General features: G+C 63.7%; 24 protein-coding genes and 1 pseudogene. 14 read left to right on the top strand and 11 right to left on the bottom strand.

The window, feature by feature from the left end:
* Positions 1-63 precede the first annotated feature (63 nt).
* From NL532_RS08375 to NL532_RS08360, 4 genes and pseudogenes are all read left to right on the top strand, one after another.
* Positions 64-972, top strand: a complete 909-nt coding sequence (locus NL532_RS08375; protein WP_023828332.1) for a ribokinase — start codon at positions 64-66, stop codon at positions 970-972.
* A pseudogene (locus NL532_RS08370) lies at positions 969-2,428 on the top strand (amidase). Before NL532_RS08375 ends, NL532_RS08370 begins: the two are co-directional and overlap by 4 nt.
* 96 nt (positions 2,429-2,524) lie before the next feature.
* Positions 2,525-3,139, top strand: a complete 615-nt coding sequence (locus tag NL532_RS08365; RefSeq protein WP_023728526.1) for a LysE family translocator — start codon at positions 2,525-2,527, stop codon at positions 3,137-3,139.
* Between the two features lie 148 nt (positions 3,140-3,287).
* Positions 3,288-3,560 carry a hypothetical protein gene (locus NL532_RS08360; RefSeq protein ID WP_245261353.1) on the top strand — a complete coding sequence of 91 codons (273 nt, stop codon included), beginning with the start codon at positions 3,288-3,290 and terminating at the stop codon, positions 3,558-3,560.
* A gap of 209 nt (positions 3,561-3,769) precedes the next feature.
* Here the strand turns inward: NL532_RS08360 and NL532_RS08355 are convergent, their stop codons facing one another.
* On the bottom strand, positions 3,770-4,711 hold the full coding sequence (locus NL532_RS08355) for a nucleoside hydrolase (protein WP_023698210.1): 942 nt from the start codon (positions 4,709-4,711) through the stop codon (positions 3,770-3,772).
* A gap of 144 nt (positions 4,712-4,855) precedes the next feature.
* On the opposite strand from NL532_RS08355, the gene NL532_RS08350 reads away from it, so the two are divergent.
* Together NL532_RS08350 and NL532_RS08345 are read left to right on the top strand one after the other, a co-directional pair.
* Positions 4,856-5,281 carry an Hsp20 family protein gene (locus NL532_RS08350; protein ID WP_023669741.1) on the top strand — a complete coding sequence of 142 codons (426 nt, stop codon included), beginning with the start codon at positions 4,856-4,858 and terminating at the stop codon, positions 5,279-5,281.
* A gap of 64 nt (positions 5,282-5,345) precedes the next feature.
* Entirely contained in the window at positions 5,346-5,603 is a 258-nt protein-coding gene (locus NL532_RS08345) for a BQ00720 family protein (protein ID WP_023683072.1), read from the top strand.
* Between the two features lie 71 nt (positions 5,604-5,674).
* On the opposite strand, the gene ptsN is transcribed toward NL532_RS08345, so the two are convergent.
* The 6 genes from ptsN to lptC form a co-directional block, all read right to left on the bottom strand.
* Positions 5,675-6,139, bottom strand: coding sequence for a PTS IIA-like nitrogen regulatory protein PtsN (ptsN, locus tag NL532_RS08340; RefSeq protein WP_023669743.1), 465 nt, complete (start codon positions 6,137-6,139; stop codon positions 5,675-5,677).
* 108 nt (positions 6,140-6,247) lie between these two features.
* Positions 6,248-6,832, bottom strand: a complete 585-nt coding sequence (hpf, locus tag NL532_RS08335) for a ribosome hibernation-promoting factor, HPF/YfiA family (RefSeq protein ID WP_023683071.1) — start codon at positions 6,830-6,832, stop codon at positions 6,248-6,250.
* 397 nt (positions 6,833-7,229) lie between these two features.
* On the bottom strand, positions 7,230-8,756 hold the full coding sequence (rpoN, locus tag NL532_RS08330; protein ID WP_023683070.1) for an RNA polymerase factor sigma-54: 1,527 nt from the start codon (positions 8,754-8,756) through the stop codon (positions 7,230-7,232).
* Between the two features lie 214 nt (positions 8,757-8,970).
* Complete coding sequence (gene lptB, locus NL532_RS08325) at positions 8,971-9,789, bottom strand: LPS export ABC transporter ATP-binding protein (protein WP_023669746.1); 819 nt, start codon at positions 9,787-9,789, stop codon at positions 8,971-8,973.
* Entirely contained in the window at positions 9,786-10,370 is a 585-nt protein-coding gene (locus NL532_RS08320; RefSeq protein ID WP_023683069.1) for an LptA/OstA family protein, read from the bottom strand. The genes lptB and NL532_RS08320 overlap by 4 nt, the downstream gene beginning before the upstream one ends.
* Positions 10,357-11,070: an LPS export ABC transporter periplasmic protein LptC gene (lptC, locus tag NL532_RS08315; RefSeq protein WP_023669748.1), complete on the bottom strand. Its 714-nt coding sequence runs from the start codon at positions 11,068-11,070 to the stop codon at positions 10,357-10,359. Before lptC ends, NL532_RS08320 begins: the two co-directional genes overlap by 14 nt.
* A 295-nt stretch (positions 11,071-11,365) precedes the next feature.
* Here lptC and sppA point away from each other — a divergent pair, with 295 nt between their 5' ends.
* The 4 genes from sppA to lhpI all read left to right on the top strand — a co-directional run bounded on the left by sppA (position 11,366) and on the right by lhpI (position 14,081).
* Positions 11,366-12,322: a signal peptide peptidase SppA gene (gene sppA / locus NL532_RS08310; RefSeq protein WP_023686570.1), complete on the top strand. Its 957-nt coding sequence runs from the start codon at positions 11,366-11,368 to the stop codon at positions 12,320-12,322.
* An 80-nt stretch (positions 12,323-12,402) separates the two neighbouring features.
* Positions 12,403-12,687, top strand: a complete 285-nt coding sequence (locus NL532_RS08305; protein WP_006200394.1) for an integration host factor subunit beta — start codon at positions 12,403-12,405, stop codon at positions 12,685-12,687.
* A gap of 52 nt (positions 12,688-12,739) precedes the next feature.
* Positions 12,740-13,084: a lipopolysaccharide assembly protein LapA domain-containing protein gene (locus NL532_RS08300; protein WP_023714118.1), complete on the top strand. Its 345-nt coding sequence runs from the start codon at positions 12,740-12,742 to the stop codon at positions 13,082-13,084.
* A 31-nt stretch (positions 13,085-13,115) separates the two neighbouring features.
* Positions 13,116-14,081, top strand: coding sequence for a bifunctional Delta(1)-pyrroline-2-carboxylate/Delta(1)-piperideine-2-carboxylate reductase (lhpI, locus tag NL532_RS08295; protein ID WP_023714119.1), 966 nt, complete (start codon positions 13,116-13,118; stop codon positions 14,079-14,081).
* Here lhpI and NL532_RS08290 read toward each other — a convergent pair.
* The 4 genes from NL532_RS08290 to NL532_RS08275 form a co-directional block, all read right to left on the bottom strand.
* Positions 14,071-14,493 carry a VOC family protein gene (locus tag NL532_RS08290; RefSeq protein ID WP_023714120.1) on the bottom strand — a complete coding sequence of 141 codons (423 nt, stop codon included), beginning with the start codon at positions 14,491-14,493 and terminating at the stop codon, positions 14,071-14,073. The two genes, lhpI and NL532_RS08290, sit on opposite strands and share 11 nt — an antisense overlap.
* Before the next feature lie 120 nt (positions 14,494-14,613).
* Positions 14,614-15,045, bottom strand: a complete 432-nt coding sequence (locus tag NL532_RS08285; RefSeq protein WP_023714121.1) for an EVE domain-containing protein — start codon at positions 15,043-15,045, stop codon at positions 14,614-14,616.
* Positions 15,042-15,452, bottom strand: a complete 411-nt coding sequence (locus NL532_RS08280) for a VOC family protein (protein WP_023683064.1) — start codon at positions 15,450-15,452, stop codon at positions 15,042-15,044. The genes NL532_RS08285 and NL532_RS08280 overlap by 4 nt, the downstream gene beginning before the upstream one ends.
* A 91-nt stretch (positions 15,453-15,543) precedes the next feature.
* Positions 15,544-16,242, bottom strand: coding sequence for a helix-turn-helix transcriptional regulator (locus tag NL532_RS08275; RefSeq protein ID WP_023683063.1), 699 nt, complete (start codon positions 16,240-16,242; stop codon positions 15,544-15,546).
* Positions 16,243-16,368: 126 nt separating this feature from the next.
* Here NL532_RS08275 and NL532_RS08270 point away from each other — a divergent pair, with 126 nt between their 5' ends.
* From NL532_RS08270 to acuI, 4 genes are all read left to right on the top strand, one after another.
* Positions 16,369-17,451 (top strand): RsmD family RNA methyltransferase, encoded by a 1,083-nt coding sequence (locus NL532_RS08270; protein ID WP_023683062.1) that lies wholly within the window; start codon positions 16,369-16,371, stop codon positions 17,449-17,451.
* Positions 17,452-17,485: 34 nt separating this feature from the next.
* Positions 17,486-18,343 carry a TrmH family RNA methyltransferase gene (locus NL532_RS08265; RefSeq protein WP_023683061.1) on the top strand — a complete coding sequence of 286 codons (858 nt, stop codon included), beginning with the start codon at positions 17,486-17,488 and terminating at the stop codon, positions 18,341-18,343.
* Positions 18,340-18,828 carry a signal peptidase II gene (lspA, locus tag NL532_RS08260; protein WP_023817163.1) on the top strand — a complete coding sequence of 163 codons (489 nt, stop codon included), beginning with the start codon at positions 18,340-18,342 and terminating at the stop codon, positions 18,826-18,828. Before NL532_RS08265 ends, lspA begins: the two co-directional genes overlap by 4 nt.
* Before the next feature lie 105 nt (positions 18,829-18,933).
* Entirely contained in the window at positions 18,934-19,923 is a 990-nt protein-coding gene (acuI, locus tag NL532_RS08255) for an acrylyl-CoA reductase (NADPH) (protein WP_023669761.1), read from the top strand.
* Positions 19,924-20,022 lie beyond the last annotated feature (99 nt).

The following is a 20,022-nucleotide window of genomic DNA, read 5'->3' as shown; positions in this document are numbered from 1 at the left end:
CGCACGCTCTGGCAAGCCGCCGGCTTACAGGTTAGCTTCCCGCGCATTCCGCAGGAGGCTTTCTTGATCATCGTTGTCGGCTCGATCAACCTCGACCTTATCGCCAATGTCGACCGCCTGCCTTCGCCGGGCGAGACGGTCCGCGGCTCCGGCTTCACCACCGCGCCCGGCGGCAAGGGCGCCAACCAGGCGCTGGCTGCGGCGCGCGCCGGCGCCAAGGTGCGCATGGTCGGCGCCGTCGGCAAGGACAATTTCGCAACCGAAGCCCTCGCTTTGCTCGTGGCCGGCAAGGTCGATCTCTCCGGCGTCGGCCAGAGCTTCGCCTCCACCGGCACGGCGCTGATCCTCGTCGGCGCCGATGGCGAGAATGTCATCGCCGTGGTGCCGGGCGCCAATGATTCGGTGCTGCCCGGCGATCTCGCCAAGGCTTTCCTTGCGAAGGGCGACGTCGTCCTGCTGCAGCACGAGGTCCCGTTGCAGACTGTCGATGCAGCGCTCGACGCCGCACGCGCCGCCGCCGCGGTCACCGTGCTCAACACCGCGCCGTTCCGTAGCGAGGCGGCAGCGTTGCTCGGCAAGGCCGACTACGCCGTCGCCAACGAAACCGAATTCGACCTTTACGGCGAGGCGCTGTCGCTGAAAGGCCGCGACCGCCCGGCGCGCATGCGCGACTTCGCCGGCAAAACCGGCCGCACCATCGTCGTCACGCTCGGCGGCGACGGCGTGCTGGCGGCGACCCCGGAGGATTTCCTGACCGTGCCGGCGCTGAAAATCACGCCGGTCGACACGGTCGGGGCCGGCGATACTTTTTGCGGTTATCTCGCTGCCGGGCTGGCGTCCAACCTGCCGCTGGAGCAGGCTCTCACTCGCGCCGCAGCCGCCGGCTCGCTCGCCTGCCTGAAGCCCGGCGCCCAGCCGGCCATCCCGCTGGCGGCGGATGTCGACACCGCCCTGCGCAACAACGCCGGATGACAGCCCTGCGCCCCGCAACGAAGCACGCCGTGCCCCCGCCGGCGACATCTGCCGGATGTCCGCTGTCGACCTGGCCGAGGCGATCCGGCTGCGCCGCCTGTCCGTGCGCGAGTTGGTCGCCGCATTCCTCGACCGCATCGACGCGGCAAACCCGCTGGTCAACGCCATCGTCTCGTTGCGCGAGCGCTCCGACATCCTGCGCGAGGCCGACGCGGCGGACGCCGATCTGGCGCAAGGCGGGCCGGCCGGCTCGCTGTTTGGCCTGCCGGTGGCGATAAAGGACCTCGCCATGACGCGAGGCTTGAGGACCAGTTTCGGCTCGCCGATCTTCGCCGATTTCGTGCCGCAGGAGGATGATTTCTTCGTCGAGCGCATCCGCAAGGCCGGCGCCATCATCATCGGCAAGACCAATGTTCCCGAATTCGGGCTGGGATCCAACACCTACAATAATGTTTTCGGACCGACGCTGAACGCGTTCGATCCGGCGCTGACCGCCGGCGGCTCGAGCGGCGGCGCAGCGGTCGCCCTTGCGCTCGACATGGTCCCGGTCGCCGACGGCAGCGATTTCGGCGGCTCGCTCCGCAATCCGGCGGCGTGGAACAATGTCTTTGGCTTCCGCCCGTCGCAGGGCCTTGTCCCCGGTGGGCCGGACCTCGAAGTCTTTCATGCCCAGATGGGCATCGACGGGCCGATGGGCCGCAGCATCAGCGACATGGCGCTGCTGCTCGATGTGCAGGCGGGCTACCACCCGCACGCGCCGCTGTCTTGGGAGAAACCCGGCTCGTTCCTCGAAGGGCTGGCAACGCCGGCAAGCGGCGGCCGCGTCGGCTGGCTCGGTGATCTCGGCGGTCACCTGCCGGTAGAGCCTGGCATCCTCGATCTGTGCGAGGCCGCACTCGGCCGCTTCGCGGAGGCATACTTCCTGACCGAGCCCTTGCTGCCGGATTTCGATTTCGAGGCACTGTGGCAAGCCTTCGTGACGCTGCGGCAGGCGAGCAGCGGCTCGGCGCTGAAAGTCCATTATGACGACCCGCACAAGCGCGCCCTGCTGAAGCCGGAAGCCGTCTGGGAGGTGGAGAACGCCATGCGGCTGACGGCGCCGCAAATCCGCGCGGCCTCGGTCATCCGCACCGCCTGGCACCGGACGCTGCTGTCGCTGTTCGAGCACTTCGATCTCATCGCGCTGCCGACTGCGCAGGTGTTTCCTTTCGACGTCGACACGCATTGGCCAAGTGAGGTCGCCGGGCGGGCGATGGACAGCTACCATCGCTGGATGCAGGTTTCGGCCTTCGCCACGCTCGGCGGCTGTCCTGCGCTCAATGTGCCGGTCGGCTTCGACGACAAAGGCCGTCCCATGGGCATGCAGCTGATCGGACGCCCGCGCGGCGACCTCGCCGTGCTCAGGGCCGGCGCGGCCTATGAGGCGACCTTGCCTTGGCAGGCGGGGGCGTCCTGACGCGAGGGGCGGCACGGTCTGCGACGGCTTGCACCAGCCCCGGCGCCATGCATTGATTGCAGCCAGCCGCCTAAGCGCATCCTCGAGGAAATCCCCATGTCGCTGGAACTCTACGCCGCCTATGTCCTTGCCTGCATCGTCATCATCCTGGTGCCCGGTCCGACGGTGACGCTGATCATCGCCAACAGCATCCGCCACGGCGCGCGCGCCGGGCTTGCCAATGTCGCCGGCACGCAGGCCGGGCTTGCCATCATGATCGCCATCGTCGGCATCGGCCTCAACACGCTGATCGCGGGCATGGGCCACTGGTTCGAATGGGTGCGTCTGATCGGCGCCGCCTATCTGATCTGGATGGGCGTGCAGATGTTCCGCGCCAAGGGCACGCTGAACGCCGACGGCACGGCGAGAAAGCCGCGTGGCGGCTTCTTCCTGCAGGGTCTGCTGGTGGCGCTCAGCAACCCCAAGACCCTGGTGTTCTTCGGCGCCTTCTTCCCGCAATTCATCGCCCCGCAGGGCAATTACACCCTGCAGATCGTCGTCATGGGCCTCACCGCCATGATCTTCGCCGCCGTCTCGGATTCCACCTATGCTCTCGCCGCCAGCCGCGCCGGCCGCCTGCTCTCGGCCAGCCGCATCAAGCTGATGTCCAGGATCAGCGGCAGCTTTCTGGTCGGCGGCGGCCTGTGGCTAGCTTTTTCGAAGGCGAAGTAACAACCGTGGACGGTCGTTTCCAACGGCAGAATGAGCCCGTACGTGAAGGCTGATTGAAAGTCAGTCTCCACGCCACCACATGACTTTGTGCTGGGGATTCTTTCAAATGTCATGGACTTATAGGGATTTGAAAAGGAACGCGCCCGGCGTGGTCCTGATCGTCGCCATGTTCGCGATGATGGTTCCTTCGGCGCTCTACAAATGGACGAATGATGCAAGCCCCATCCGGTCAGTCGAGCCAATCCACGCAACGGTCAAAAGCGCCCAATCGGACCACGACCACACCCTTTATCTGGTTTCGCTCGAAAGCGGTTCGTCCATTCTTGTCGATGACGACCGGCCGCATCTGATCGGCGCGACGGCAAACATGGAGCGCGTCACGCGCGAGAATGGAATGGTCTTCTATCGATTTGCAAAGTGAACGGCGGCGGCGCCTTCCTTCTCCCCTGTGGGAGAAGGTGGATCGGCGCGATAGCGCCGAGACGGATGAGGGGTGTTCCAGCGGAGTGAGACGTGGGCGTTCCCTGGAACACCCCACATCCGTCGCCTTCGGCGACACCGCCCGGGGGCGAGCCACTTGTCTCGCCCCGTCCCTTCGGAACCCACAATGGGGAGAAAGGAAAGACAGAGCTAAAGCCGAGCCAACCGCTCCACCAGAAGCGCGAAAAAGGCGTCATGGTCGATGTCGCGCATCACCATGGCGTTCTTCGGCCGCTTGGTCACGCCCCACCAGTCGATCACGGTCATGCCCATGGTGAGTTCGGAGGTGGTTTCGACGGTGACGTTGCAGTTGCGGCCCTTGAACAGCTCCGGCTTCAACAGATACGCGATGACGCAGGGGTCGTGCAGCGGGCCGCCATCGGTGCCGTATTTCTCCTCGTCGAAGCGCTCGAAGAACTCCAGCATCTCGGCCGTCGCGGTGCCGACCCGGGTGCCGAGCTGGCGGATGGCCTGCGTGCGCTTGGCCGTGGTCAGCGCCTTGTGGGTGACGTCGAGCGGCATCATGACGATCGGAATGCCGGATTTGAACACCAGGTCGGCGGCTTGCGGATCGACATAGATGTTGAATTCTGCGGTCGGCGTGACATTGCCGCCTTCGAAGAAACCGCCGCCCATCAGTACGATTTCCTTGATGCGCGGCGCGATCTTCGGCTCACGGATCAGCGCCAGCGCGACATTGGTGAGCGGGCCGAGCGCGCACAGCGTGATCGTGCCGGCCTCTTCCTTCATCAGCGTCTCGACGATGAAGTCGACCGCATACTGGCCCTGCAGCTTCATCTTCGGATCGGGCAGTTGCGGGCCGTTGAGGCCGGTCTTGCCATGCACTTCCTCGGCGGTGACCAGCTCGCGCGCCAACGGGCGGATGGCGCCTGCATAGACCTTGATGTCGGGCCGGCCGGCCAGTTCGCAGATTTTCCTGGCGTTCTTTTCGGTCAATTTCAGCGGCACGTTGCCGGCAACAGCAGAGATGCCGACGATCTCCAGCTCGGCGCTGCCGAGCGCCAGCAATATGGCGACGGCATCGTCCTGGCCGGGATCCGTGTCGATGATGATCTTGCGGGTCTGGGGCATTTCATTTCCTTATGCGGGGGAGTCTTTTTGGCGGGGGTGTTCGGCGGCTTGAACTTGGCCGCGGCGCGGACCATATCAAGACCATCGGGAAAAATGCCATCCGGGTTTTTCCAGTTTATGTCGCTCCAAAGAGGACAGTGTAACATGAGCCGAATGACGCCCTTCTCCAGCCCGCTTCTCCTTGGTTTCGATGCCATGGAAAAGACCCTGGAACGACTGGCGAAATCCGGTGACAGTTATCCTCCCTACAACATCGAGCGCCTCAGCGGTGCTGACGGCAAGGCCGAAAGGCTGCGCATTACGCTGGCTGTCGCGGGTTTCGCCGAAAGCGATCTCGATGTCACCACGGAGGAAAACCAGTTGGTCGTGCGCGGCCGTCAAACCGACGACACCGAGCGCGAATTCCTCCACCGCGGCATCGCCGCGCGCCAGTTCCAGCGCTGTTTCGTGCTGGCCGACGGCATGCGGGTGATCGCAGCGGAACTGAAGAACGGCCTTTTGTCGATCGATCTCGATCGGCCGGATACCGAACGGCTGGTACGGAAAATAAATATATCGGTGAAAGACTGATCTTTACCGATGGCTCTCATGCGGGATGGCCTTGAGCGGCGTCCTCGCGCCAAGGAGGCTTGAAATGACCAGAACTGACGAAACCATCACCATGACCAGCGGCGAATTCGCCCATCTCGGCGAAGGCTCGGTCGCTTATCTCCGCAAGGTCTCGAGCGACGAGCTGCTCGGGCGCTTCCCCAACCTCGGCGAAATAGCGCCTGGTATGGTCCTGTGGGCCCTGTTTGCCGCCAACGGCCAGCCGATCCTGCTTTCGGATGCGAAAGACCGGGCTTTGGCCGGCGCCATGGAAAACGACCTGACCACTGTCGCCATTCACTAAGGCGACTGCTGGCGGTTGAAATGGAGAGGGCCGCCTTCGGCGGCCCCTGGAAGACTTAAATCCGAAGAACTTCAGGCGGCGTGCGAGGCCTGCGTGTCCGAAAGCAGTGCGTGGATGGCGACCGCGTCGCGCGTGCCTCTGATCTTGGCCACCGTGTCGGCGTCGCGCAAAACCCTGGCGATGCGCGACAGTGCCTTGAGGTGATCGGCGCCGGCGCCTTCCGGGGCCAGCAGCAAAAACACCAGATCAACCGGCTGGTCATCCAAGGCCTCGAAATCGACCGGCGTCTCCAGCCGGGCAAAGACGCCGGCGATGCGCTTCACCCCGGCGAGCTTGCCGTGCGGAATGGCGATGCCGTTGCCGACGCCGGTGGAGCCCAGCCGTTCGCGCTGCAGGATGGTGTCGAACACTTCGCGCTCCGGAATGCCGGAAATCGCCGCCGCTCTCTCGGACAGCAACTGCAGAAGCTGCTTTTTGGAGTTCGCCTTCAACGCCGGCAAGATCGCCGGAACGTTGAGAAGATCGCTCAGATCCATATTTGAAATCCCTTATTCGCCTGCCGTCGCCAGTCCTCGCCCCTCGCGCGGCTGGCTATTATCCCTGTGCGACCATTGCCGTCACCTGTGCGACCATTGTCGTTGTCGTCACGCCTGTGCGACTTTGGTCGTCGACGGGTCGATCCAGCCGATATTTCCGTCCGGCCGCCGATAGACGATGTTGAGGTGGTCGTTTCCGGCGTTGCGGAATACGAAAACCGGGCTGTCCTTGGTGTCGAGTTCGATAACCGCCGACGCCACCGACATGGTCTGCAGCGTCATGGTTGATTCGGCGACGATGGCCGGGGCGTAGTCCTCCGGAATGTCCTCATCATCATCGGTCAGCGGCGCCATCACCGTATAGGCGATGTCGGTGATTTCACCATTTCCAGTGCCTGAATTGTGCGATTTCAGACGGCGTTTGTAGCGCCGCAGCCTGGTTTCGAGGCGGTCCGCGGCCGCCTCGAAGGCAAGTGTCGGATCCTGGGAATCGCCGGTTGCCTGCAGCGAAGCGCCGGAATCCAGCCTGATCATGCAATCGGCCGAGTAACGCGACCCCGATTTGATGACCGTGACGTGCCCTGAAAAACCGCGATCGAAATATTTTCCAATCGCCTCGCCGACACGATCGGTAATGCGCGTACGCAACGCATCGCCGATATCCATGTGTTTACCCGATATGCGCAATTTCATCTGAAAACTGACCTTCCTTGCTCAGGCTTCAAACTGGCCAGAGTTTATACTCGTGATCCGTGCGCACAAGCTTTGCGGCGTCAACTCGCGCCGATTTTAGATCCGAACTTTCCGGTTGATCACAATCCGCCTTCTTGGCCGTCCCGTGGCCTTCATCGTGACGGACCATCCGCATGCGGGCCGCGAGCCCGTCTCATGCGGGCGGGCTTCTAGACACTTCATTGCAGCTTGTCAATTAATGCATGTCGCCCAGAAGTGCGCTGCGGTTCTGGGACAACGACATGCATCAAAACAAAGACTTAAAGCGCGTCGTATGAATCCGTTTCAGCGCGATGCGCTTTAAGGTCGGAAAGTTGTGGAATCCAGCCATAGCAAAAGCCTTGCCGGGCAAGCAGACCTAGCGCCCCGCGCTCGCCAGAGCGCGCTTTTCACGCCGCCGCTGCACCGACGAGGGAATATTCATACCCTCCCGGTACTTGGCCACCGTGCGCCGGGCAATATCGACGCCGCTTTCCTTCAACATATCGACGATTGCGTCATCGGACAGCACATCGGCGGGCTTTTCCTCGTCGATCAGCTGCTTGATGCGGTCGCGCACCGCTTCCGAGGAATGCGCATCACCGCCGCCCGACGCCGCGATCGAAGCCGTGAAGAAATAACGCAGCTCGAACACGCCACGCGGCGTCAGCATGTATTTGTTGGCCGTCACCCGGCTGACGGTCGATTCATGCATGCCGATGGCATCGGCCACCGTGCGCAGGTTGAGCGGCCTGAGCTGACGCACGCCATGGACGAGAAAAGCGTCCTGCTGGCGCACGATTTCCGACGCCACTTTCAGGATCGTCTTTGCCCGCTGGTCGAGACTGCGCGTCAGCCAGTTGGCATTCTGCAGGCACTCGGCCAGGAAATCCTTCTCCGCCTGATTCTTCGCATGCGGCGAGACCTGGGCGAAATAGATGTGATCGACAAGCACGCGCGGCAGCGTCTCGGCATTGAGCTCGACCGTCCAGCTGCCGTCATTGGCGGCGCGGACTTCGACATCGGCGACGATGGCGTCGCTGGCGCCGCCCGAAAACGCCATGCCCGGGCGCGGGTCGAGCGCGCGGATTTCGGCCAGCATGTCGAGGAGATCCTCCTCGTCGACCCCGCAAAGCCGCTTCAGCGTCTGGAAATCGCGCCGCGCCAACAGTTCTAGGTTGCCGATCAGCGTCTTCATCGCCGGATCGAGACGATCGCGCATGGCAAGCTGCAGCGACAGGCATTCGGCAAGGTCGCGCGCAAACAGGCCGACCGGCTCGAATGTGTGGCAGGCTGCCAGCACATTGGCCACCATCGCCTGATCGGCGCCGAGCCGTTTGGCGATCTCGGCGGGATCGGCGCGCAGGTAGCCGGCCTCGTCCAGGCCGTCGGCCAGTTCGGCTGCGATCAGCCTTGCGGCCGGATCGGCAAAGGCAAGCGCGATCTGCTCGCCAACATGCTGGCGCAGCGTGATCGCCGCGGCTGCCATGTCGCCGACGTCGAAGCCTTCGGAAGAACCGGACGAACTATTGCCGGTGGCCGACTTCCACTGCGCCGTCAGGTCCGGGCCGAGCCGCTCGCTGGTGCCGGGATCGTCGGGGAACAGATTTTCCAGCGAGCTGTCGAGCTTGTCGGAGATCGCTTCGGCGCTCCACGCCGTCTCGTTTTCGAACCAGTCGCCATCGGCGGCAGGCTCAGGAGCGGCATCGCCCTTCTGCACCTGGTCGCTTGCGGCGTCATCCTGGGGCTCGGCGCGCTCCAGCAGCGGATTGCGCTCGATCTCGTCGTCGATGAAGTGGTCGAGCTCGACATGGGTGAGCTGCAACAGCCTGATCGACTGCATCAGCTGCGGCGTCATCACCAGCGACTGGGATTGTCGTAGCTGTAGTTTCGCCGCCAACGCCATGGTTCGGTTTCAAACGCCCTTCTGCACCCGGAAGCCTACACATCAGAAGCTGCCGGAAAATGAATTTTTCCGACCTTCCATAGAAACTGGCCCGGCTTTTGCTTGTCAAGGCGAACGATGGCAAAAGGCCCCTACCGAAGCATTATCTCACGCAAAATCGGAGAAAAAAGCCCGGCGGGGCGGCAAAAATCACGTCAGGAAACAAATTTCACGCTCAGAGCGTGAAACCTTCGCCGAGGTAGAGCCGGCGCACATCGGGGTTCGCCACCACCTCGTCGGCACGGCCATGAGTCAGCACCTGGCCGGCATGGATGATGTAGGCGCGGTCGATGAGGCCGAGCGTTTCGCGCACATTGTGGTCGGTAATCAGCACGCCGATGCCGCGCGCCGTTAGATGACGAACCAGCTGCTGGATGTCGGCGACGGCAATCGGGTCGATGCCGGCGAACGGCTCGTCGAGCAGCATGTAGGCCGGGCGCGTCGCCAAAGCTCGGGCGATCTCAAGACGCCGCCGCTCGCCACCCGACAGCGACATGGACGGCGACTTCCGCAGGTGGCTGATGTGAAATTCCTCGAGCAGTTCGTCGAGATTGCGCTCGCGCACCTTGCGGTCCTTCTCAACCACTTCGAGCACGGCGCGGATGTTCTGCTCGACATTCAGGCCGCGGAAGATCGAGGCTTCCTGCGGCAAATAGCCGATGCCGAGGCGGGCGCGGCGGTACATCGGCATCGAGGTGACGTCGAAACCGTCGATCTCGATCGTGCCCTCATCGACCGGCACCAAGCCGGTGACCATGTAGAAACAGGTGGTCTTGCCGGCGCCGTTTGGCCCGAGCAGCCCGACAGCCTCGCCGGCGCGCACGCCGATGGTGACACCGCTGACCACCTTGCGGCCCTTGTAGCTCTTGGTCAGACCCTTGGCGATCAGGGTGCCCTTGAACTTCGAGGAATCAACGGTGACTGTGGCCGGTGCTGCAAGTTTACTGGCCGCCCGTCCCGGAAGGCGGGTCAGCAGCGAAGACACGCCAGTCATTCGGGCTTCGGGGCCTCGGATTTCGGTGGCGGCGTCATCGACATGATGACGCGCCCGCCGCAGCCATCGACCTGAGCAAGGCCGCTTTTCATCTGCACGGTGAGCTTGCAGCCCTTGAGGACGTTGGGTCCTTGGGACAAGACGACCTCCTTGCCCGACAGAACTAGCACCTGCGTCTTCATGTCGAACGTGGCGTTGTCGCCGGTGGCGATCTGGTCATTCGACTTGATGTAGACTTTGTTCTTGACCACCAGATGGTCGATATTGGCCGAACCGGTCATCGCCGAAGCGCCGGCGGCAGCACCTTTGGCGGCGTTGGGGTCCTTGACGTAGTAGACCTCCATGCTGCCGGCCTTGAGCAGCGTTGGCCCTTGCGTGACGGTGACGTTGCCGCTGAACAGCGCCATGCTGTCGGCCTGGCGGACCTCAAGTTTGTCGCTCTCGATCTGGATCGGCTGGTCGCCCGACAGTTTGAGCCCGGACTGGCTGCTGGCGCTGGACTGAGCCCAGGACGGCGCCATACCCAGCAACAGCAAGGCCGAAGCTGCGGCGACAAGCCGTGCCGAATTACTGGGACGCATTCGTTTCTCCGCTCTTTGCCTCTGCCGCCTTCATAGTGGCCGGATCGATGTGAACGCTTACCTTGTTCTCGAAAACGATGACCTTGCCATTGTCTTCGACCGACATTGAACCCGCGGTGATCCGCGAGCCGTTACGGCTGACATCGACCGCATCACCTGTCTTCATAGAGCCTTTGCCCATATCGAGGAAGACCGATTTGAAGATGGCAGCGACGCCGTCGGTGGTGGTGACGGTAACGTCGCTGGTCATGTCCATCGTGTTGGCGTTTCTGTTGTAGATCCCGCGCTTGGCGTCGACGGTCGCCACATTGTCGGCCGTCAGCGGCAATTTGGCATGGATGCCTTCGAGTTCGATGATGTCCTGCTTGCCGACATCCTGGATGGCGCGCAAGGCCGTCAGCGAATAGGGCAGCTTGTCCTTGGTGAAGCCGTTGAGCTTCGGATTGGCCATCACCAGCTTGCCATCCGCGAAAGCGGTGCCGTCTGCCTGTATCGAAATGTTGATCGGCGCCGCCAGATAGGAATAGACCGGAAACGCAACCGCGATCCCGGCGGCAAGCACCGGCACGGCAAACTTAAGCACGCGCACGCGGCGCGAGTGGCGCTGGGCGCGGTCGAAGGCGTCGCCGCGCGTGCCCGCTGGCGCCGTGGGCGCCAAGGCCGCATCGGCATTGGTCGGTTCGTTCGATCGCGCAAGCATGACTGACTTCTAATAAACCCTTGTCCGCCAAAACACCTGCTATAGGTGGGTTGCCGGCCCCCGCAAGCAAGCACAAGCGGAGGAAAACCGCAAAAATGTGACGGCCGCTGTTTTACAGACGGAACTCAGGCGACACAATTTCGTCACTTCATAGCAGAAACGAACGCGCCGCGTCATTTTTTCCTGAAATGCCTCCGTCGTGAAGGTCGCTTCGTCGCAGGCTCTTGACGAAGAGGTAGCCGGGCGCGGACGCTTGCTTTAAAAGCATCGCTTCCCACCGACTGTGAGGCAGACCATGGCACTGAGAGCCGACGACCTGATCGACCGCCGCCGCTTGCGGCGCAAGCTGACCTTCTGGCGCGGCGCCGCCATTGCCATCGTGGCCCTTGGGGTGATTGCGCTTGCAAGCTGGTTCTATGGGGGCGACCTCGGCGGTTCTTCCGTCGACCACATCGCCAAGGTCAGGATCGAAGGCACCATCACCGAGGACGAGGAACTGATCAAGCGGCTGGAAACCATCCGCACATCCCCGCAGGTCAAGGGCGTCATCCTGGCGATCGATTCGCCCGGAGGCACCACGGTCGGCGGCGAATCGATCTACGAGGAGGTGCGCAAGCTTGCCGCCGACAAGCCGGTGGTGGCCGAGGTCGGCACGCTGGCCGCATCGGCCGGCTACATGATCGCCAGTGCCAGCGACCATATCGTTGCCCGCAAGACGTCGATCGTCGGCTCGATCGGTGTGCTCATCCAGTATCCCGATGTCAGCGGTCTGATGGACAAGGTCGGCATCAAGCTCGAGGAAGTGAAATCCTCGCCGCTGAAGGCATCGCCCTCGCCCTTCAAGCCGACCAATGAAGACGAGCGAGCCATGGTCCGCAAGCTCATCCTCGACAGCTATGACTGGTTCGTCGGCATCGTCGCCGAGCGCCGCAAAATGACCCGCGATCAGGCACTGGCCCTTGCCGACGGCTCGATCTTCACCGGCCGCCAGGGCCTTGCCAACGGTCTGATCGACGCTGTCGGCGGCGAGAGCGTGGCGATCGACTGGCTGGCGACCAAGGGTGTCGACGCCAAGCTCAAGGTGGTGGAATGGAAGGACACCGAGCGGCGTGGCGGCTTCCTGTTCTCGAAAGCAATAGCGCGCAGCGTCGGCAGCGCGCTCGGCCTGTCGGAGGCCGGCAGCGACGTGCTTCACGAAATTGGCGCGGATCGCTTGTTTCTTGACGGTCTCGTTTCCGTCTGGCACCCTTGATCTGCCGGTTGGGGCGAGTAAAAAAGCAAATAAAATCATCCTGATAATTTGACCGCAGCGCTTTCACGGGGACCTTTCTGATGATCAAATCCGAGCTTGTGCAGATCATTGCCACGCGCAACCCGCATCTTTTCCTGCGCGACGTCGAAAACATCGTGGGAGCGATCTTCGACGAGATCACCGATGCCCTAGCGGAAGGCAATCGGGTCGAGTTGCGCGGCTTCGGCGCTTTTTCGGTGAAGAATCGCCCTGCCCGCACCGGCCGCAACCCGCGCACCGGCGAATCCGTCGAGGTCGAGGAGAAGTGGGTGCCGTTCTTCAAGACCGGAAAGGAATTGCGTGAAAGGCTGAATGGCGGCAAGTAGGCGCGGACCACGCGCCGACCTTATCAAGGCCTGCCTTCTCCAGGGAATTTCTATGTTGAACCGCTTCATACTTATCGTGGTCTTCGTGCCGCTCGCCGTCATCCTGATTGCGCTGGCCGTCGCCAACCGCGAGCTGGTCGCCTTCACGCTCGACCCGTTCAACCCCGGCAATCCGAAACTGACGCTGACCTTGCCGCTGTTCATCTTCCTGTTCGTGGCGCTCGCCATCGGCATGGTCGTCGGCAGCCTGGCGACATGGGTCAAGCAGGGCCGCTACCGCAAGCTGGCGCGCCAGCGCGGGGTCGAGGCCGAGAATCTGCGTCAGGCGGTCAGCCGTATACCCGCCGTGCAGCAGGGCCCGGCCGCCGGGCCGGCGCTGCCGAAGCCAACGGCCTGAAGCCGGCGCTTTTATCTTCGCGGAGTTTTGCATGCTGACCATTTCGGCCGACGCTGTCGACCAGGCGCTGACCTTTCCCGGGCTGGTCGAGACATTGCGCGCGGCCTTCCGCGAGGGTGCTGTGCAACCCGTCCGCCATCATCACGGGGTCGAGCGGCCCGACGGTGCCACATCCACGCTGCTTTTGATGCCGGCGTGGACCGACTTCCATGCGGCCGGCACGTCGGTCGGGGGTCATATCGGCGTCAAGATCGTCACCGTATCGCCCGACAACAACGCCATCGGCAAACCGGCGGTAATGGGGCTCTACCTCCTGCTCAACGGCGCCACCGGCGAGCCCGAAGCGCTGATCGACGGCCAACGGCTGACACAGTGGCGCACCGCTTGCGCCTCGGCGGTGGCGGCCTCCTATCTCGCCTGCGAGGACGCATCGCGGCTTCTGGTGGTCGGCGCCGGCGCGCTGTCGCCGTTCCTCGCCAAGGCGCACTCCGCGGTGCGGCCGATCAAGACCATCCGCATATGGAACCGCACGCCCGCCAATGCCGAAAAGGTCGCGGCTGATTTGCGCGCGGACGGTTTCAACGCCGAGGCCGCAAGCGATCTCGACGCCGAACTCGCCGAGGCCGACATCGTCTCATCGGCGACGATCACGACGACGCCGCTGGTCAAGGGTGCGCTGCTCAAGCCGGGCGCGCATGTCGATCTGGTCGGCGGCTTCACGCCGACCATGCGCGAGAGCGACGACGACGCGATCGCGCGCGCCCGCGTCTATGTCGACACCCGCGCCGGCGCCACCAAGGAAGCCGGCGACATCGTCCAGCCGCTCGCCTCCGGCGTGCTGAAGCCGGAAGCCATCGTCGCCGATTTGCATGAGCTGGCGCGCGGGGAAAAACAGGGCCGGCAGAGCCCCACTGAGGTCACGCTGTTCAAGTCGGTCGGCGCCGCGCTTGAGGACCTTGCCGCCGGCATTGCCGTCTACAACGCGCTCAAGCAGTAGCGTCTGCGCCGGTTCTGCGATCGAACTTCCTGATCGCTTCCGCGCTGACCGGGGTGAAGAAGTTCACCAGATTGCCATCGGGATCGCGCAGCAGCAGCGACCGGTTACCCCATGGCATCGTCGTCGGCGTCTGTACGAAATCGCCGATAATTTTCGCCAGCCTGCTGTACTCAGCATCAACATCGGCGACGCGAAACTCGATGATCGCTGAGCGATTGGCGGCCGGCTGCGCCACATCAGTTCCGAACAGGGCCAGCGTGCGGGTGCTGCCGATCGCCAGTGTGCAGGACGGCGTTGCCAGTTCGGCGAAATCGTCTGTGAACCAGGTTGCGGTAAGCCCGGTGATCGTGTCGTAGAATGCCACCAAGGGCTTGATCTGATCGGTAATGATGCGGATCGAGACGAAGTCCATCTTATTCTCCTGGGGCAAGCGCGACGCTATCTGAAGACAATCGCTTGTCGCACAAGGCTGCTGACAACTTGGTGTCAGCAGCCTTGTCACGGTGCCTTGCCGATCCGGCGGCTGGATGCTTCAGCCTGCCTTCATGGCAGCGCCCATCGCCTCGGCGATCAGCGCGAAATCATGCGCCGTAATTTCGAACAGGCCAAAGCGCAGTTGATAACCCCAGTTCGATTTGCCCGCGGTGAAGTCGAGCTGCTCGAGCAGCGGCTTGATCGGCGCCTCCTCGGCCTTGGCCCATTCGACATCCCTGCGGAACGGCGTGAAGCCACCGCCCATGTCGCCCTGGTAAGGCTCGCCTTCGCGCACGGTGCCGATTGCCGTGAAGGCCTGCAGGCCGTCCTTCTCGCGCAGAATTGTGGTCGGCGAGTAGTAGATGATGCCGTCGCCGGGCTTGATGCGGCGCAAGGGTGCCGCCTTGCCGTGGTTGACCTGCATGAAGCCGGCCTCGCGGCCGCGCCGGACATGTTCGGCGGAAGCGACCGCGATCCAGTGCGCACTCACTTCTGTTCTCCATTGGCCTGTTCCCCATTGGCCTGTTCTCCGTCGTTCAGCCAGTAGACGCGCAGCCGGTGCTTGTCGGGATCGAGCGCAACGAAGGTGCGGCCGAAGTCCATGTCGGTCGGCGTCTGCAGAACGGTCAAGCCGCGTCCTGCCCAGTCCGTGTAGGCGGCGTCCACCGCATCAGGCCGGTCCAACGCGAAGACGAGCTCCGCACCGCCGCCCGCGGCCGCGGCCGACGGCTCCACCGTGTGGCGCGACCACAGGCCGAGCTTGAAGCCATTGTCGAGCACGAACAGCACGAAGGTCGGCGACGTCTCCACCGGCTGGCGTCCCAGCAGCGCACCGTAGAAGGCGCCGCTCCGCTCCGGGCTGTCGACATAAAGGATGACGAAATTGGGGGTGTTCATGTCTGCTCTCCAGGGTTTCGATTGGAGGAGCATAGGTGACCCCACTGTCAGATTCTGGCAGCAGCGTCTTGTGGGCGCGTGGAAAGGAGCATTAAGCGCCAGGCTGGCGCTTCGGTGCGTCCAGCGTCGCGCGCCATTCCTTCAGCAGCGCCTGCCGACGACGCGGATAGCGGATATACGTGGTGTTGAGCCCCGACATCCGGTCGGCGCGAAAATGTCTGAAATCCTGCCGCGTCTCGCACCAGGCCACCACCACCCGCACCTTGTCGAAAAAGCCGAGCGCGAATGGCCAGATCAAGCGCTCGGAGGCGGCGCCGCCGGCATCGCGGTAAAGAAAGCCGAGTTTTCTCTCGTTGCGGATCGCCTGGCGCACCAGGCCAAGGTCGATGCTTTCGACAGCATCGCCGTGCGGCCCGACCAAAAGCGCGGTCGCATCGAGGTCCTCGCGCAGATCATCCGGCAGCACAGCGGCGATCTTGGCCAGCGCGTCGGTGGCGGCGGCCGACAGCCGCTTGTCCGGTTGTCTGGCAACCCAACGCGATCCCAGAACGATGGCCTCGATCTCCTCGTCGGTGAACATCAGTGGCGGCAGCATGAAGCCGGGTTTCAGCACATAGCCCAGCCCAGCCTCGCCCTCGATCGGCGCGCCTTGCCCCTGCAGCGTGGCAATGTCGCGGTAGAGCGTTCGGATCGAAACGTCCATCTCGCCGGCAAGCGTGCGACCGCTCACCGGCCGGCGATGCCGGCGCAGGATCTGGATCAGGTCGAGCAGGCGTTCGGAACGGGACATGATTCGAGATTTGCCTGTTTCCTCAGCGAGGTCCACCACCTCAGACATTCGACGCTGGACCATTTTGTTTGCGCAGCCGGTGACCCTATGCCAAAAGCGGCCTGCCGCCTCCGGAGACGCTCCTGCTTGAAGTCTTTTCGCGACAAACGCCGCGACAACCGTCCGCCCGCAAAGGGCAGGACCGAACATGCGCGGCCGCAGCCGGAGACCGTACCAGTCCGACCCGAAGCCAGACAGCCACGCCACGAAACAAAACCGGACGACCGGTCTGATCCGAAGCCCGCCCCCCGTATCCTGGCGCGTCGCGAAGGCATCCTGCCCACTGAGCGCCTGCCGGTGATCCTCGAAGTGGCGCCCAATCAGGATTATGCACTGCTCGACAGCGGCGCCGGCGAAAAGCTCGAACAATACGGCCCCTACCGCATCGTGCGGCCCGAGGGACAGGCGATCTGGCAAAAGGCCTTACCGGCCAGGGACTGGGACCGCGCCGACGCCATCTTCACCGGCGACACCGACGAGGAAGGCATCGGCCGCTGGCGGTTCCCGAAGGTACCGCTGGGCGAGACCTGGCCGATGAAGCATGACGGCATCGACTATCTCGGCCGCTTCACCTCGTTTCGCCATGTCGGCGTCTTCCCCGAGCAGGCTTCGCACTGGGACCATATGGCCAGCCTGATCGCGGCGGCCAAGCGCCCGGTCAAGGTGCTGAACCTGTTCGGCTATACCGGGCTCGCGTCTCTCGTAGCCGCCCGCGCCGGCGCCGAGGTCACCCATGTCGATGCCTCCAAGAAGGCGGTCGGCTGGGCGCGCGAAAACCAGGAAATGGCTGGTCTCGGCAGCAAGCCGATCCGCTGGATCGTTGACGATGCAGTGAAATTCGCCGAGCGCGAAGAGCGCCGCGGCAGCCGCTACGACATCATCCTGTTCGACCCGCCCGCCTATGGCCGCGGCCCCAAGGGCGAGGTCTGGCAGTTGTTCGAGGACCTGCCCGGCCTGACCGATCTTTGCCGCGCGATCCTGACGCCGAAACCGCTCACCGTGGTGCTGACCGCCTATTCCATCCGCGCCTCCTTCTTCGCCATCCATGCCTTGATGCGCGACACTTTTGCCGGCATGGGCGGCACGGTTGAATCAGGCGAACTGATCATCCGCGAGCAGTCCGCCGGGCGGGCGCTGTCGACATCGCTGTTTTCGCGCTGGGTAGCCTGAATGCCCCGGAGACCTGAATGCCCGGGAGTCCCGAATGAATGAGCGGCACGCCGGCGCGCCCGGGCAGGTCAAGGAAGTCACCAGCCTTGCCAATCCGCTGATCAAGGACATCAAGGCGCTCGCCCAGAAGAAATTCCGCGACCAGCAGAACGCCTTCATGGCCGAAGGGCTGAAGCTGGTCATCGACGCCCTCGACCTCGGCTGGTCGATCAGGACGCTGGTCTTCGCCAAGGCCGGACGCGGCAATGCGGCGGTCGAAAAGGTGGCGGCGCGCACGGTTGCCGCCGGCGGCACCGTGCTCGAAGTGTCCGAAAAAGTGCTGGTCGCCATCACCCGCCGTGACAATCCGCAAATGGTGGTCGGCGTCTTCCGGCAAAAACTGCTGCCGCTAAGAGACATCCGCGCTCACGACGGCGACGTCTGGGTGGCGCTCGACCGGGTGCGCGATCCCGGCAATCTCGGCACCGTCATCCGCACCGTCGATGCCGTCGGCGCCAAGGGCGTCATCCTGGTCGGCGAGACTACCGATCCTTTTTCTGTCGAGACCGTGCGCGCCACCATGGGCTCGATCTTCGCCGTGCCGGTGACCAAGGCGACGCCGGAAGCATTTCTGGCTTGGCGAAACAGCTTCTCGGGCCTGGTGGTCGGCACCCATCTGAAGGGTGCGGTCGACTACCGCTCGGTCGATTTCTCCCGAGGACCGGTGCTCTTGATGATGGGCAATGAGCAGCAGGGCCTGCCCGACAATCTGGCGGAAAGCTGCGACCGGCTGCTGCGGATTCCGCAGGCCGGCCGCGCCGATTCGCTCAATTTGGCGGTCGCCACCGGAATCATGCTGTTCGAGATCCGGCGCGGCGCGCTGAAACTTGCCCCCGAGGACGCCACATCGTGAAATCATGGTCTCCCTATGCGCTGCTGGTGGTGGTGGCAATCGCGCTCGACCAGTGGATAAAGCATCTGATCGAGACCGGCCTCGTCTTCCAGGAAAAGCTCGACCTGGTGCCATTCCTGGCGCTGTTTCGCACCTACAATACCGGCATCGCCTTCTCGATGTTCTCGTCCTTCGGCGACACCGGCCTGGTCGTCATCGCGGTCGTGGTCGTTGCCTTCGTGCTTTATCTGGCGACGCGCACGCCCGCCGGCCATGTGCTGGCCCGCATCGGCTTTGCCCTGATCATCGGCGGCGCGATCGGCAATCTGATCGACCGCGCCGTCTACGGCCACGTCATCGACTATATATTGTTCCACACGCCGGTATGGTCCTTCGCCGTCTTCAACCTTGCCGATGCCTTCATTTCGGTCGGCGCGGCGCTGGTCGTCTTCGACGAGTTCATCGGCTGGCGGCGCGAGGCCAAGCCGCAAGGCCCAGAAGCCTGACGGCCCGACTCTTTTGACCAATTGACCTCGCCGGACGGTCGCCGCACAGTTCGGCCAGAGCCAGCCAATGCCGACCGCCAGCCTTTGCGAAGCCGAGGAGAAGAGATGCCTGAAACCTTCAAAGCCATCCTCGTTTCGCGCGACGCCGAAAAGAAGCAATCGGTCGAGATCGTCGATTTCAGCGAAGCCGATCTGATGGAAGGCGACGTAACTGTCGCGGTCGAGGCGACGACGGTCAACTACAAGGACGGGCTGGCCATCACTGGGAAAGCGCCAGTGATCCGCCGCTGGCCGCTGGTGCCGGGCATCGATTTCGCCGGAACCGTCCTCTCCTCATCGCATGCCGACTGGCGCAAGGGCGACAAGGTCATCCTCAATGGCTGGGGCGTCGGCGAGACGCATTTCGGCGCCTATGCCGGGCGCGCGCGCGTCAACGGCGACTGGCTGGTGCCGTTGCCCGACGGCATCAGCGCGCACGATGCGATGGCGGTCGGCACCGCCGGCTATACGGCCATGCTCAGCGTCATGGCGCTGGAGCGGCACGGCATCCTGCCGGATCGCGGCCCGGTGGTGGTGACGGGTGCAGCCGGCGGCGTTGGGTCGGTCGCGGTCTCGATCCTGTCCAGCCTTGGCTATCACGTCATCGCCTCGACCGGCCGCAACGCCGAAAGCTCCTATCTGATCGACCTCGGTGCCGCCGAAGTGATTTCGCGCGAGGAACTCTCCCAGCCGGCCAAGCCGCTGGCCAAGGAGCGCTGGGCCGGCGGCATCGATGCCGTCGGCAGCCACACGCTGGCCAATGTGCTGTCGATGACCGCCTATGGCGGCGCGGTCGCCGCCTGCGGCCTGGCGGGTGGCATGGATCTGCCGTCGAGCGTCGCCCCGTTCATCCTGCGCGGCGTCTCGCTGCTCGGCATCGATTCGGTGATGGCGCCCAAGGCCGTGCGCCTCGAAGCCTGGCGCCGCATCGGCAGCGATCTCGATCTGCAAAAGCTCGCCGGCCTGTCGACGACCATCGGCTTCGACGACATCATCGCCGCCGCCCACGACATCGTCGAGGGCAAGATCAGGGGGCGCATGGTCGTGGATATGTGAGGCCCCGAAGCCGCCAGAACGGGCGGCAAAAATGCATGACCGCTAAAATTCGAACGATCCGCCGCGCTTTTCCATAATCTCTATCTGGCAAGGAGTTCC

Source organism: Mesorhizobium sp. C120A (genome assembly GCF_030323105.1).
In the GTDB taxonomy this organism is placed as follows: domain Bacteria; phylum Pseudomonadota; class Alphaproteobacteria; order Rhizobiales; family Rhizobiaceae; genus Mesorhizobium.
Note: the sequence above shows the minus strand (reverse complement) of the source record. Positions and strands in the feature narration are given on the sequence as shown.